At 34.4% G+C, this 14,800-nt stretch carries 10 protein-coding genes and 1 pseudogene; 6 read left to right on the top strand and 5 right to left on the bottom strand.

The features are described 5' to 3' along the window. The first annotated feature begins 122 nt into the window (after positions 1–122). The 3 genes from ACN0WY_RS14785 to ACN0WY_RS14775 are packed head-to-tail and all read left to right on the top strand — an operon-like array spanning position 123 to position 1,980. On the top strand, positions 123–899 hold the full coding sequence (locus ACN0WY_RS14785; protein WP_417800858.1) for an IclR family transcriptional regulator: 777 nt from the start codon (positions 123–125) through the stop codon (positions 897–899). A 3-nt stretch (positions 900–902) separates the two neighbouring features. After that, entirely contained in the window at positions 903–1,469 is a 567-nt protein-coding gene (locus ACN0WY_RS14780) for a Crp/Fnr family transcriptional regulator (protein WP_330487291.1), read from the top strand. A gap of 58 nt (positions 1,470–1,527) precedes the next feature. Beyond that, positions 1,528–1,980 (top strand): hypothetical protein, encoded by a 453-nt coding sequence (locus ACN0WY_RS14775; protein WP_417800857.1) that lies wholly within the window; start codon positions 1,528–1,530, stop codon positions 1,978–1,980. A 70-nt stretch (positions 1,981–2,050) separates the two neighbouring features. Here ACN0WY_RS14775 and serA read toward each other — a convergent pair whose 3' ends face one another. Together serA and ACN0WY_RS14765 are read right to left on the bottom strand one after the other, a co-directional pair. Then, entirely contained in the window at positions 2,051–3,943 is a 1,893-nt protein-coding gene (gene serA / locus ACN0WY_RS14770; protein ID WP_417800856.1) for a phosphoglycerate dehydrogenase, read from the bottom strand. A gap of 169 nt (positions 3,944–4,112) precedes the next feature. Continuing rightward, positions 4,113–4,922: a hypothetical protein gene (locus ACN0WY_RS14765; RefSeq protein WP_417800855.1), complete on the bottom strand. Its 810-nt coding sequence runs from the start codon at positions 4,920–4,922 to the stop codon at positions 4,113–4,115. Positions 4,923–5,053: 131 nt separating this feature from the next. Between ACN0WY_RS14765 and gcvP the strand changes: the two genes are divergently transcribed. Next, positions 5,054–7,909: an aminomethyl-transferring glycine dehydrogenase gene (gcvP, locus tag ACN0WY_RS14760; protein ID WP_417800854.1), complete on the top strand. Its 2,856-nt coding sequence runs from the start codon at positions 5,054–5,056 to the stop codon at positions 7,907–7,909. Between the two features lie 42 nt (positions 7,910–7,951). Here the strand turns inward: gcvP and ACN0WY_RS14755 are convergent, their stop codons facing one another. Continuing rightward, positions 7,952–8,239: a hypothetical protein gene (locus tag ACN0WY_RS14755; protein WP_417800853.1), complete on the bottom strand. Its 288-nt coding sequence runs from the start codon at positions 8,237–8,239 to the stop codon at positions 7,952–7,954. A gap of 586 nt (positions 8,240–8,825) precedes the next feature. Between ACN0WY_RS14755 and ACN0WY_RS14750 the strand changes: the two genes are divergently transcribed. Further along, entirely contained in the window at positions 8,826–9,695 is an 870-nt protein-coding gene (locus tag ACN0WY_RS14750) for a zinc-dependent peptidase (RefSeq protein WP_417800852.1), read from the top strand. 107 nt (positions 9,696–9,802) lie between these two features. Here the strand turns inward: ACN0WY_RS14750 and ACN0WY_RS14745 are convergent, their stop codons facing one another. After that, positions 9,803–11,434: an ABC-F family ATP-binding cassette domain-containing protein gene (locus ACN0WY_RS14745; RefSeq protein ID WP_073181369.1), complete on the bottom strand. Its 1,632-nt coding sequence runs from the start codon at positions 11,432–11,434 to the stop codon at positions 9,803–9,805. 1,005 nt (positions 11,435–12,439) lie between these two features. Here ACN0WY_RS14745 and ACN0WY_RS14740 point away from each other — a divergent pair. Beyond that, positions 12,440–14,281, top strand: a complete 1,842-nt coding sequence (locus ACN0WY_RS14740) for an ATP-dependent nuclease (RefSeq protein ID WP_417800851.1) — start codon at positions 12,440–12,442, stop codon at positions 14,279–14,281. Positions 14,282–14,414: 133 nt separating this feature from the next. On the opposite strand, the pseudogene ACN0WY_RS14735 reads toward ACN0WY_RS14740, so the two are convergent. Further along, positions 14,415–14,708, bottom strand: a pseudogene (locus ACN0WY_RS14735) (DNA polymerase III subunit delta); the annotation flags it as partial. Between the last annotated feature and the right edge of the window lie 92 nt (positions 14,709–14,800).

The raw sequence follows: 14,800 nt of genomic DNA, 5'->3' as shown, positions 1-14,800 counted from the left end.
TCAAAAACACTAAAGATACTTTATTTTAATCTCAAAATAAAACTTAAAGTGTTTCACATATTAAAACGGTGTTTTATAAACTTACCCATTTTTATTATATTAGTCAATATTTTTTTAAGAAAATGAATACAGATTCTAAAAATTTAAACCAGTCTATCATCAAAGCGTTTGCTGTTTTAGATGCTTTTACCAATGACAAAAAAGAATGGGGCGTTAGAGAATTGGCTGCTAAAACAGGCTATAACAAAAGTACCGTATACCGATTACTAAGTACTTTAGTTTCGTTGAATGTTGTACTGCAAAACGAGAATGAAAAATACCAGCTAGGGAGCAAGTTATTTGAGTTGGGCAATCGTGTTTCTATATACAAATCCCTTAGACACTTAACCAATATACCTATACAAAAGGTTGCCTTAGAAATTCAAGAAACGGTTTTATTGGGCATTTTAAAAGAGCAGCAAGTGCTACACATTAATAAGGCTGATAGTTTACAAGGACTTAAAATAAGTACTTCTATAGGCTCTTATGCTCCCATTAATGGAAGTGCTATTGGAAAATTATTACTAGCTTTTGCTTCACCAGAAACACAAGAAGACTTTCTAGATTCGGTTACTCTAAGACCTTTTACCAAAAACACCATCACCTCTACTTCAAAATTCAAAAAGGAATTAGCACAAATTCAACAACAAAAATTTGCCTTAGACATAGAAGAATCAGAATTAGGCTTGGTATGTATTGCTATACCAATTTATAATAACAAAGGAAAAGTGATTGCAGGAATCAGTGCTTCTGGACCTTTAAGTAGATTTAAAATGGAGAACGTAACAAGTTATATTCAAATTTTACAAAAAGGCGCCAATATTATAGAACAGAATTTAAGTGACTTTGATAGTTTATAAAATATGGAACAAATAAAAACACTTTTACAATCTTTTGCTGACACCTCTGAAAAGGATTCAAACTATTTTTGCTCTAAACTCCAAAAAGTGACACTTCAGAAAAAGGAAACCTTATTAGTTAAAGGAACCACTGAAAACTATCTTTCTTTTGTTGAAACAGGAATTTTAAGATTATTTATTCCTAAAATTGAAAATGATGTAACTTTTGGGTTTGTTTTTAAAAACAGTTTTATCAGTGCTTATGATTCTTTTTTAACACAAACTCCTTCTGAATATAGCATTGAAACTCTAACTCCTGCTATTCTGTGGAGATTATCTTTTAATGATTTAGAAGACATTTATCAAAACACCTCCATTGGCAATGAAATAGGAAGGAAAAACGCGGAGAATTTATTTTTACTAAAATCGAAAAGAGAGCTTTCCTTATTAAACAATACACCTGAAGAAAGATATCTCAACCTTTTTCAAGAAAGACCCGAATTAATTCGACATATCCCCTTAAAATATATAGCGTCTTATATCGGAGTAACTCCCCAAGCACTAAGTAGAATTAGAAAGCGAATTTATTAACCTAAGTTCATTGATTCCATCTAAAAGTTTCTTCAATTTTGAATAAACTTTTTAGGCAATGAAACCATTATTTATTTTACTCGTAACTTTTATAATTTCCATAGGAATACAAAAACTTATTTTAAAAAACATCAATTACCTGCTTTCTGCCAGAATAGCCATGTGTGCCATGCTACTATTTACCGCTTTAGGACATTTTCTTTTTACTGAAGGTATGAGCAAAATGATTCCGAATTGTATTCCTTTAAAACCTACTTTGGTATTGCTAACAGGAGTTTTAGAAGTTGTATTAGCTATAGGCTTACTATTACCAAACTACCAAAAAATAACTGCTTGGGTTCTTATTTTTTTCTTACTATTGATACTCCCTGCAAACATAAAAGCTAGTTTAGAAAACTTGAATTATCAAACAGGTGCTTATAACGGAAAAGGACTTTTTTATTTGTGGTTTAGAATTCCTTTACAATTCTTTTTTATAGCTTGGGTTTACTTTTTTACTTTAAAGAAGTAATTACTAACAAAAACAAGGTCTACATTAAAATGTAGACCTTGAATTTTATAAATTACTCAGAATACTTTTTTTAATACAGCACTCTAAACTTAATAGTTCCTTCTACTTTTTTAAGTTTAGTAATCACTTCTTGATTGTACTCTTTATCAACATCAGTAATTACATATCCTACTTTTTCGTCAGTGGACAAGTACTGCCCAGTAATATTCAATTCATATTTTGCCAATACTTTATTGATTTTCGCCATTACTCCAGGGACATTCTTATGAATGTGTAAAAAACGATGTGCATTTTTATGCTTAGGTAAGCGAATATTTGGGAAATTAACCGCATCTACCGTATTTCCAGAATTGATATATGCCATAATTTTATTCGGAACAAAATCAGCAATATCTCTTTGCGCTTCTTCTGTACTTCCTCCAACATGCGGAGTTAAAATTACATTATCTAAACCTTTTAACTCAGTATAAAACTCCCCATTTTTTCTTGGCTCTTCAGGATATACATCTACAGCAGCCCCTGCAAGCTTGCCAGTTTTCAACGCATCTACCAATGCTTCGATATCTACTACAAATCCGCGAGAAAGATTTACCAAATGAGCCCCATCTTTCATTTCAGCTAACTCCTCCTTACCTATGTAGTTTTTATTTGCCAAATTATCATCTACATGTAAGGTTACTACATCTGAAATATTCAATAACTCTTTTAAAGTATCTAGTTTTGTAGCATTTCCTAAAGCTAATTTGTCTTCTACATCATAATAATATACGTCCATTCCCAAAGCTTCTGCCAACACAGATAATTGCTTTCCAATGTTTCCGTATCCAACAATTCCTAGCTTTTTACCACGCACTTCTCTTGAACCTTGTGCTGTTTTATTCCATTCACCGTTGTGAATTTCTGTACTTCTTTGAAACACACTACGCATTAACATAATAATTTCACCAATGGCTAATTCAACTACCGAACGCGTATTACTGTATGGCGCATTAAAAACTACTACTCCGTTTTCTTTACACGCCTCCAAATCAATTTGCTTCGTTCCAATACAAAAAGCAGATACCACCATTAATTTTTCAGCAGCTTCAATTACCTTACGCGTTACTTGTGTTTTAGAACGAATTCCTAAGACATGGACGTCTGTAAGTTTTTCAATCAATTCATCTTCCGACAAACTTCTTGAAACAGTTTCTACAGAAAAACCATCCCCTGTTAACTTTGTAAAAGCATCAGGGTGTACATTTTCTAATAATAATATCTTAATTCTGTTCTTTGGGTATGATAGGTTTCTAGGCAATTTGTTTACGTATAAAAATTCATCTAAATTTGGGATAATATGGTCGGCATTTGCTATGGTTTTATCTCTCGATACATTTTCTGTGTAGGCAAAAAAAGTATCAGCAACACCTGCTTCTTTGGTAACGGCATCACTATAACCATCTCCAATTACTTGTACTTCGCCTTCTAAATTTAAGGATTGTAAGCAATCTATCTTTCCATTGTGCTTAGATAATGGGTTCTCAGTATCAAACCCAACAATTACTCCGTCTTTATCAAATTCAAAAGTATTGGCATATACTCTTTCCGACGGAATGTTATACTCCGCAACAATGGGATCTATAAATTCTTTAAACCCTGCTGAAATCACATAAATATCTTCCGAAAAGTTTTCGAAAAATTCTTTATTTCTTTCAATAGAAGGAGATACTTTTTGTTTTAATTCTTCTATTAATAAAGGTAAATCGGACTTTTTAGCACTTAATAACTGAATGCGTTTTTCTAAGGACTCAGTAAAAGAAATAGTCCCATCAATTCCTTGATTCGTGATATGGATTACCTCTTGAATAATCTCCTCTTTTTTCGGACTCTCTTTTAAGGTGATTTCGGCTAAAACATCTAATGCTTCCACACTAGTAAGTGTGCTATCGAAATCGAAAACGAAATTTCGTTTTACTAAATTCATGTTACTCAATTTGTGTTTTTGTTGTTGTGTTGTTAAGCCAACGAATGTACAAAGGTTTTCTTAAAAACACCTATTACAAACCCCTTAAGTTTCAGTTTTTAACTATAAAAAACACGCTGCTTATAAGCTATTACTTTTTAGATTTCAATACCTACTAAAAGCTTCAATCTTAAACCAACAAAAACAACCACCAAAAAATGGGAATTGCCTCAACCCAAAAAGAGCTATAGTATTTAGACTGATTTGTTTTTGCTCTCATCAACAGAAATAGTAATACAGTAAACAATACTAAAAAAACAGTTCGGAAATGAGTATTCGGACTAATCATAAACTCCAACACCAAACACACCCCCAACAAAACAACCCCAAACTTTTTAGTGTTTTCTATCCCTATTTTTTTAGGAATTGTTTGCAAAGAAATAGCATCGTATTGCACATCTCTAATCTCAAAAGGGAGGATTAAGATTATTACTAATAAAAAACGCTGTATTACATACAAATACACCTCAGTTGTAAAAGAAGTTTCGCTAGCATATACTGGTAATAAAACCGTAGTTACTGCCCATACCAAAGCCACTACGATTATCTTTAAATACCCAATGCTTCGTAAGTTTTTTTGGAATCCACTTAAAAAAGGGACTGCATATAAAAACGTTAACCCACCTAGAGGTATAAAAAACAAGAACGTTCTTAGCGGCAATAAGTATGCGTAATAACACATTAGCAAAAAACAGATTAACGAAAATACTTGAATGATTTGCAAGTTTTTAGTCAAGCTTCGGTGATGAAGCTTGGCTACTCCTGCATATTTAACAAAATTGTATCCAGTAATTGTCGCAAAAAACACAAAAAAACCAAGTGATTCATCATACGAAAAACCAAAATATAATTCCGTAATTCTAAACAAAGAAAACACTGCTAAGGCTACATGAATACTAGAGTTTATATAAAAATCGAGTACTTTTTTAAAAAGGTTCATCTAACAAAAATAACTTTTCTGTTTATAACCAGCTGTTTTGGTTAATAAAATATTGTTTTTAACAAAAAAATATGTAGTATCAAATCAACCAATTTCACTATTTTTGAGGCACGAAAAACAACAACACAATAATGAACACAAATTCATTTCAACTTAGGCATATAGGTCCTCGTGTTAAAGATCAGGATCAAATGCTTCAAACAATTGGCATTGAGAGTTTAGACCAATTGATTTACGAAACTATTCCCGACGATATTCGTTTACAACAAGAGCTTGATTTAGCTCCTGCTATGAGCGAGTACGAATACCTTAATCACATTAACGAATTAGGGGCAAAAAACAACGTTTTTAAAAGCTATATAGGTTTAGGATATCACGAAGCCATTATACCTAGTGTTATCCAACGTAATATTTTAGAGAACCCAGGATGGTACACTGCGTATACTCCTTACCAAGCTGAGATAGCACAGGGACGTTTAGAAGCCTTGTTAAATTACCAAACTATGATTTGTGATTTAACAGGAATGGAGTTAGCTAACGCTTCATTATTAGATGAAAGTACTGCAGCTGCAGAAGCGATGGCTTTGTTATTTGATGTTCGTGAAAGAGCACAAAAGAAAGCCAACGTAAACAAGTTCTTTGTTTCAGAAGAAATTTTACCACAAACCTTATCGGTATTACAAACACGCGCTATTCCTATCGGAATTGAATTAGTTGTTGGCAACCACGAAGATTTTGATTTTTCAGAAGAGTTCTTTGGTGCTATCGTACAATACCCTGGTAAGCACGGACAAGTATATGATTATACCGATTTCGTTGCTAACTGTAACGCAAATAACATTAAAGTAGCGGTTGCTGCTGATATTTTATCGTTAGTAAAGTTAAAAGCTCCTGCTGAATTTGGTGCTGATGTTGTTGTAGGTACTACACAACGTTTTGGTATTCCTTTAGGATACGGAGGCCCTCATGCTGGATATTTTGCTACTAAAGAAGCATACAAGCGTAGTATTCCTGGTCGTATTATTGGAGTTACCAAAGATGTTGACGGTGGTCGTGCGTTACGTATGGCATTACAAACACGTGAGCAACACATTAAACGTGAAAAAGCAACTTCAAATATTTGTACTGCACAAGTATTGTTAGCGGTTATGGCAGGTATGTATGCTGTATACCACGGTAAAGATGGTTTACAATACATTGCAGATCGTGTACACACAAGCACTACAACCTTAGCAAAAGCGTTAAACGATTTAGGTTTCAAACAAAAAAACAGCGCTTATTTCGATACAATTTTAGTGGAAGTTGAAGCAGACAAGTTACGTCCAGTAGCTGAAGCAAACGGAATCAACTTTAACTACATCGATGCAGAGCATGTTTCAATCTCTGTAAACGAAACAGTAGGTTTAAAAGAAATCAACGAAATTGTTGACTGTTTCGAACAAGCATTCAATATCAAAGATATTTTAGTTACTGAATTTACTTCAGCAGATGTAATTCCTGCAGACGTAAAAAGGGCAACTTCTTTCTTAGATAACGACATATTCAACACGTATCAATCTGAAACTGATATGATGCGTTATATCAAAAAATTAGAACGTAAAGATTTAGCATTAAATCACTCAATGATTTCTTTAGGGTCTTGTACCATGAAATTAAATGCTGCTTCTGAAATGTTACCATTGAGTAATCCTCAATGGGGAAACATTCATCCATTTGCTCCATTAAACCAAGCAGAAGGGTACCAAATCATGTTAAGCAACCTTGAAAATCAATTAAATGTGATTACTGGTTTTGCAGGTACTTCATTGCAACCTAACTCTGGTGCACAAGGTGAATTTGCTGGATTAATGACTATTAGAGCCTATCACGAAGCAAACGGAGACACCCACAGAAACATCTGTTTAATTCCTGCATCAGCTCACGGAACGAACCCTGCATCGGCGGTTATGGCAGGTATGAAAGTGGTTGTTACTAAAACTGACGAAAAAGGAAACATCGATGTAGAAGATTTACGTGCTAAAGCTGAAAAACACGCTGATAATTTGGCTGCTTTAATGGTAACCTACCCATCTACTCACGGGGTATATGAAAAGGCTATTAAAGAAGTTACGCAAATTATTCACGATAATGGCGGACAAGTATATATGGACGGTGCCAACATGAACGCGCAGGTAGGATTAACAAACCCTGCAACCATTGGTGCCGATGTTTGTCACTTAAACTTACACAAAACATTTGCAATTCCTCACGGTGGTGGTGGACCAGGTGTTGGACCAATTTGTGTAGCACCACAATTAGTTCCGTTTTTACCTACTAATCCAGTAGTAGCTACTGGTGGTGATAATGCCATTACGGCTATTTCAGCAGCTCCTTGGGGTTCTGCATTGGTATGTTTAATCTCTTACGGATACATTACTATGTTAGGTGCTGACGGATTAACAAATTCTACTAAGAATGCTATTTTAAACGCAAATTATATTAAAGAGCGTTTAAGCGGACATTACAGCACTTTATATACAGGTGAAATGAACCGTGCAGCTCACGAAATGATTTTAGATTGTCGTGAGTTTAAACAAAACGGAATTGAAGTTACTGATATCGCGAAGCGTTTAATGGACTACGGATTCCACGCACCTACGGTATCTTTCCCTGTAGCGGGAACAATTATGGTAGAGCCTACCGAATCGGAAGGGGTAGCTGAATTAGACCGTTTTTGTGATGCGTTAATCTCTATTAGAAAAGAGATTGCTGAAGCGAGTAAGGAAACCCCTAACAACCCGCTTAAAAATGCACCACATACACAAGAAATGTTAACTGCTGATGAATGGGACTTACCATATTCACGTAAACAAGCAGCATTTCCTTTAGACTATATTGCAGACAATAAGTTTTGGCCTTCAGTACGCCGTGTAGACGATGCTTTTGGTGACCGTAACTTAATTTGTTCTTGTAATCCTATTGAAGATTATATGGAAGCGGAAGCTTAACTATAAACAACAAGAAAGCCCTCGAAATTTCGAGGGCTTTTTTTATGCTACTTTTACAATTCTTTCTAACGGAATAATGGTTGCTTGTTTTAGTATTACTGAAGTATCAGTAATACCCCAAACAGTAGTTTCTACTTTTTTTAAGCCATCCGTATCCATAAAAAATATTTGTACCTTTTCTCTTTCTAAGTTTCCTAAAGACAGAACTCGCTGTAAATCTAAAAAACGATTTACCATTGCTTTCTTTTTGTTTAACACCTCTTCTTTTGGAAATTTTAAGAACTTGATTTGTTCTTTTGCTACAGTCTGAAAATTTAAGTTTGTAGTCATATTATTGGGGAATTTAAGGTTACTAATTAAGGGGTATGTATAAATACAATACATTAATCTTGCTGTCAATGTATATATTTCAAATCTTATTTACAAATAATTCAATAAAACAACATGAATTTTAACATTCACAAAAAACAAGTACTTGTTTTTTAACAAACACCCAACAAAACAAACAAATGACTACAAAATACTTAAAACCAAAAACTTAAATATCATTACTAAAGAAGATTACTTCGTTTCCCTCACAATAACGATAAATAAAATGTCATTTCAACAGAGCGATTTTATAAGCGACGAGAAATCTCAAGAATAGGAGTTACTCACCTTGAAGAGATTTAGCTCCGCTAAACCTTACGGTTTCTCCTATCGTCGGAATGACGATAATCGAGATGTCATAGCGAGAAAGCTCATTGAGCGAAGTCGAAATGAACGACACGACTATCTTTTGCACCTTACACGATATACAGATTACTTCATTTTAATCTGTCTTAAACAACAGCCGAAAAGTTCGCAATGACGCTTGTACTCTACCCTATTTTTATATATTTGAAAAAAATTACTAGTCGTCGCAACGCTATTTTAAATGACTTATTTATCTATACTTATACTCGTAGGTATTTTTCTTGTATTCAAAAAAAACACCTCAACACCTAAATGGAAACAACCTACAACTCCTTTTCCAAATAAGTGGAAAGTTATTTTGACTAAAAAGGTCGCTTTTTACAACGCACTCACTCCTGATGAAAAAGAATTGTTTGAGTTTAAAGTTTTTGAATTCCTGTTAAATCACGAGGTTATTGGTGTTGATGTTACGGTTACAATTACCGATAAATTACTGATAGCTTCCAGTGCTGTAATTCCTGTTTTTAATTTTCCTGAATGGCGTTATCCTAATATCAAAGAAATCATTTTATACCCCGCTATGTTCAACGAGCATTTTGAAACCGAAGGAGACAACCGAAGAATTTTAGGAATGGTAGGTAACGGGTATTTAGAAGGAAAAATGGTTTTATCGAAACCTGCTTTACACCTAGGTTTTGAAAATGAAACCGATAAAAAAAATACTGCCATTCATGAGTTTGTGCATTTAATTGACAAGTTAGATTGTAATATTGACGGTATACCACATGTATTATTAGAAAAGCAATACAGCATTCCGTGGGTAGATTTAATCAACAAAAAAATTGAAGAAATATACAACGACGCTTCCGATATCAATCCGTATGGCGGGACTAACAAGGCAGAGTTTTTCTCAGTAGCAAGCGAATACTTTTTTGAGCGTCCGAAGTTACTAGCTAGAAAGCATCCTGAGCTTTACCGCTTATTAGAACAAATCTTTAAACAAGATATGGACGACATGAACCTGCATTTAAAACGCCTGGATATTTCCAGAAACGATCCTTGTCCTTGTGATAGCGGTATGAAATACAAGAAGTGTTGCGGGCTTAATTAAACCTCTCCTCTTCTCGTCATTTCGACAGCGCGATTTTATGAGCGACGAGAACTCCCAACAATGGGAGTTACTCACTTTAATGAGCTCCCTCCTTTCAGTCGGGGTGACTACAAATCTATTTCCTTTAACGCTTTGATGTTGTTACGCTCTAAAAACGCATCAATCGTTTCAAAGTGTTCTATAACACGTTGGTCTTTAAACTCAAATACTTTTTGAGACAATCCTTGTAAGAAATCACGGTCGTGTGATACTAAAATCAACGTTCCGTCGAAGTGTAATAAAGCTTCTTTAATGACTTCTTTTGATTTTAAATCTAAGTGGTTGGTAGGCTCATCTAAAATCAACACGTTTACAGGTTCTAACAATAGCTTTACCATTGCCAAACGGGTTTTCTCTCCTCCAGAAAGTACTTTTACTTTCTTTTCTAAATCATCTCCTGAGAACATAAAACGTCCTAATATATTTTTGATTTGCGTTCGGATATCTCCTTCAGCAACCTCATCTACGGTTTGGAAAATGGTTAATTCAGGATCTAACAACGACGCTTGATTCTGTGCAAAATATCCTACTTTGGCGTTGTGTCCCAACCCGCATTCTCCCTCAAAATCAATTTCTCCCATAATGGCTTTAATCATGGTCGATTTTCCTTCTCCGTTTCTTCCTACAAACGATACTTTTTCTCCACGAGCTATCGAGAAACTTGCGTCTTTAAACACGGTTAAGTCTCCGTATTGCTTCGTTAATCCTTCCACTTTTACAGGATAGTCTCCCGAACGTGGTGATGGTGGAAAACGTAGTTTTAAGGCTGAAGTATCTACCTCATCTATTTCTACAGGAACTAATTTCTCTAACATTCGTTCACGCGAAGCTACTTGATTCGTTTTTGAATAGGTTCCTTTAAAACGCTCGATAAATGCTTTGGTATCAGCAATAAACTTTTGTTGTTCTTGGTAAGCTTTTAATTGATGTGCACGACGTTCTTTACGCAACTCTAAATAGTGTGAGTAGTTGGCTTTGTAGTCGTGAATAGTTCCCATCGTTACCTCAATGGTTCGGTTGGTAATATTATCAATAAACGCTTTATCGTGCGAAATTACTACCACCGCTTTGGCTTTGTTTAATAAAAAGTTTTCCAACCAAATTACCGATTCGATATCTACGTGGTTGGTAGGCTCATCTAACAAAATTAAATCGGGCTTTTGCAGTAAGATTTTCGCCAGCTCAATACGCATACGCCAACCTCCACTAAACTCTGAGGTGGCTCTTTCAAAATCTTCTTGTTTAAATCCTAAGCCTTTTAAAGCTTTTTCTACTTCTGCTTCGTAGTTTATTTCTTCTAACGCGTAGTATTTTTCTCCTAAATCTGATACACGCTCAATGATTTTCATATAATCGTCCGATTCGTAATCGGTACGGGTTTCTAATTGTTTGTTGAGGTCGTCCATTTCGGCTTTCATAGCAAAAATAGATGCAAATGCTTTGGATGCTTCTTCTTTTACCGTGCAGTTGTCTTCCATTAACAAGTGCTGCGGTAAGTAAGCGATTACGGTATCTTTCGGACTTCGAACGCCTCCTTTAGTAGGTTTAGAAACTCCTGCTATAATTTTCATCATGGTGGATTTTCCTGCGCCATTTTTACCCATTAAGGCAATTTTATCGTTTTCGTTTATTACAAACGAAACGTCGCTAAACAGGGTATTACCACTAAACTCAACCGTTAATTGATCTACCGTAATCATACAAATAATTTTAAGCGGCGAAATTAACAAAAATGGTGTATACCATTGATAAAATTTTGGTATAACCTGAGTTTTATAAATTAACTAAAATCAATAGGCTGTCATGTCGATAGCATAAAGTATGGATGATGAGACATCTCAACAATAGGAGTTACTCACTTTAATGAGTTCCTTCTTTTCAATCGAGATGACGCTTTCTAGTGTTCTTTAAAGGTAAAAACCAATACTATATACACCTGCTTACTCATACTACAACTAACAAAATTCTACTTTTAAGCATTGGTTGGTAGCTTTTTCTTGACCTTTTTTAATGTTTTCTCCGAGAGCGTTTTGTAAAATCTGTTGGGATTTAAGGATACGGCTAGCACCGCTGTCAACTTTTTTACGAGTGCTATTCATTTATCTATAGCCGTAGTATTAGCGACTCGTGCCCTAGTGTCTTCGGAGCATGCCGTAATAGTAGCGACCCGTGCCGTGGTATCTTCGGAGCATGCCGTGATATCAGCGACCTGTGCCGTGGTGTCTTCGGAGCATGCCGTGATATCAGCGACCTGTGCCGTGGTGTCTTCGGAGCATGCCGTGATATCAGCGACCCATGCCGTGGTGTCTTCGGAGCGCGCCGTGATATCAACGACCCGTGCCGTGGTGTCTTCGGAGCATGCCGTGATACCAGCGACCCACTCAAGCTTTTATGATAGCTAAAACTACTTTTATTACCTAAATAATTGAACTTATGGGATTCCGTAAGAATATGTATAGGTATTTTTTTAGGTTCGCAGGAATTGTAAGAGCAAATCGTTCTTATAGTTACGTTAATAAACAACAACAACTCGTTGATAACTTTATTTTAGGTAAAGTATTGGTTTTGATATATTTGATAGCATATAAAAATTGCTATACTTTATGGTATCCCATGTTTTTATTGGGATAAAAGAACTAAAGTTTGAGATAAAACGAGTTATGCTTCAGCTTAAAGAACATAATCAATCAATTTAAACCAATCAAATGATTTTAAAGAAAGTTAATATATCAAACTTCAAAGGAATAAACGGAACAGCAAGTGTTGACTTGGATTTATTCAATGCAATTGTAGGACAAAATGATGCTGGAAAATCAACAATATTATTAGCTATTGATGCTGCTTTGAATAATAAAACATTATTAATTTCTGACTTCAATGTTTCAACAGAAGAAACCAACTTAATTATTGAATTACTATTTGATTGTAAATATAAAGAATTCAAATTGGGAGAAGAAATTTTAACTACAATTGAAAATGAGGAATTGACAAATGAGGATGGATTGCTGGTATGGCGAAAAGTATGGACGAAAAATGGAGAAAACATATCTAAACCCAAAACTTTTATAAAACGAAAACAATATAATGGGGATGCAGATTTTGTATTCAAAACTGAAGCACAATTAATGGCTCAATGCAATGCTAATGGAATTGATACTTCAAAAGGAAATGGAGAAGAATTTAACAACGTAGAAAAAAGAGAAAAACTTCGAGAATATAATCAAGCAAATAACGTAGAGTTTGACTACCAATACATCGAAATACCAAGTTCTGGTAAGACAAAAATCAAGGCAATTGGAGATTCAATAAAAAAAGCTTTGCCATCTTTCCAATATTTTAAAGCTGACACTTCTTTATCTGACACAGATACTGCAATACAGAATTATTTTAAGGATATGGCTTTTAACCTTATTAAGGAAGAAGTTGACACCGATTTAATTGAAACCTCTGTAAGAACTCAATTAGAAAAAGTTTTAGAAAAAGTAACAGATAAAATAAATGATGTTGTTAAATCAACAGAAAAAGTAGAACCTAAAGTATCTTTTGATTGGAGTAAATTAATAAAAACCTCGTTTGTCAGTACTTCATCAGGCGACGAAATTCCTTTAAGTTCTAGAGGTGATGGGTTTAGAAGAATCACAATGATGTCATATTTTGAATACCTAGCAGAAACAAGTAAAACTGTGGAAAGTCAAAAAATTATTTTTGGTTTCGAAGAGCCTGAAACATTTCTACATCCATCAGCACAAGAAAACTTATTCGACAAATTAAATTCCCTTACTGGGAATGGTTATCAAGTAATTACATCAACACACTCACCAACAATTGTAGGAAACACTAAAAAGGAGAATATTATTCATATTTCGAATCCTGAAAACATTTACACAGTCAATCAAACGAACATCGATTATAAAACTTTAGCTATTGACTTGGGAATTAAACCTGATAACACATTCACACCTTTATTTTCAACATCAAGATTACTTTTTCTTGTAGAGGGAATTAGCGATGTAATAGCTATGCATCACCAAGCAAATCTTTACAAAGAGAACAATCTTATTGACAATACATTCGAAGAGCTAAGTATAAACATAATTCCGATTGGTGGTTGTGGAGAAGTTAAGCATTGGGTTAACCTTGACCTTTTCACTAAATTAGGGAAACCTTTCTTTATATTTTTAGATAGTGATAAAGAAAGCGCAGCACAGATATCACCAAATTATACAGCTTTAACAAATTATGGATTAACTAACAATGTAGATTTTTTGGTAACTAAAAAACGTCTATTGGAAAATTATATTCATCCAACAGCCTTAGAAAGACTTGTTCCTGGTAGTGCATTAGCCTATGGAGATTTTGAACACGCTAAAAATTTATGTAAAAATCATCCAGATTCTCAAATTAGAGCGAGACTTGGAGGGAAAAGTGTAGCTGAAAAACAATATCCCAATTTAACATTTGACGAATTAAAACTAACTTGGGATGACGGAAATGAAGACGAATTTTTAAATTTATATCAAATAATGGTAAATAAACTTGATGCGTAAAAACCGAAAGCATAACAATGGCTATAAGTAATTGCTTACACTGACATACAACTGAAAATCCACGAGGATTTTCAGTTTGGTTATACTTACGAAGTTAAGTACTAACTCACGCGACTACCCATAGCCGAGACCGTTAATGCAACATCTTAAACAATAATTCTTTTAAAATATCGGCATGGGTTTGGTTGGCTCCTACTCCTTTGCTTTTTACATCGGCATCACGTAATAAAGCAATAATTTGAGATACTTTTCGCATCGGGTAGTTACGAGCTGCGTTTACGTAGTCGTCCACAAAATACGGGTTTACTCCTAAGTTTTTAGCAACTGAAGCTTTCGATTTGTCTTTTAATCCGTGGTATAGTAATAACTGTGTAAAAAAGCTATTTAGTAAGGAAATGGTCATTACCAACGGATTGTTTTTTAGATTTTAAGTTTTAATTCCCTTTCTTGCAAAAATTCAACACAACTACGTCCTAAATGCTATTTGGTAACGTTCTACTTGTCTTTAATCCTTTTTAT

The organism is Tenacibaculum sp., assembly GCF_048269885.1.
GTDB lineage: Bacteria > Bacteroidota > Bacteroidia > Flavobacteriales > Flavobacteriaceae > Polaribacter.
This window is presented reverse-complemented; position numbering and strand designations above follow the sequence as displayed.

Excerpts from the sequence above, each read along its gene's own strand:
- ACN0WY_RS14785 (WP_417800858.1), top strand. The coding sequence starts at position 123 with ATGAATACAGATTCTAAAAATTTAAACCAGTCTATCATCAAAGCGTTT.
- ACN0WY_RS14780 (WP_330487291.1), top strand. The coding sequence starts at position 903 with ATGGAACAAATAAAAACACTTTTACAATCTTTTGCTGACACCTCTGAA.
- ACN0WY_RS14775 (WP_417800857.1), top strand. The coding sequence starts at position 1,528 with ATGAAACCATTATTTATTTTACTCGTAACTTTTATAATTTCCATAGGA.
- serA (WP_417800856.1), bottom strand. The coding sequence starts at position 3,943 with ATGAATTTAGTAAAACGAAATTTCGTTTTCGATTTCGATAGCACACTT.
- ACN0WY_RS14765 (WP_417800855.1), bottom strand. The coding sequence starts at position 4,922 with ATGAACCTTTTTAAAAAAGTACTCGATTTTTATATAAACTCTAGTATT.
- gcvP (WP_417800854.1), top strand. The coding sequence starts at position 5,054 with ATGAACACAAATTCATTTCAACTTAGGCATATAGGTCCTCGTGTTAAA.
- ACN0WY_RS14755 (WP_417800853.1), bottom strand. The coding sequence starts at position 8,239 with ATGACTACAAACTTAAATTTTCAGACTGTAGCAAAAGAACAAATCAAG.
- ACN0WY_RS14750 (WP_417800852.1), top strand. The coding sequence starts at position 8,826 with ATGACTTATTTATCTATACTTATACTCGTAGGTATTTTTCTTGTATTC.
- ACN0WY_RS14745 (WP_073181369.1), bottom strand. The coding sequence starts at position 11,434 with ATGATTACGGTAGATCAATTAACGGTTGAGTTTAGTGGTAATACCCTG.
- ACN0WY_RS14740 (WP_417800851.1), top strand. The coding sequence starts at position 12,440 with ATGATTTTAAAGAAAGTTAATATATCAAACTTCAAAGGAATAAACGGA.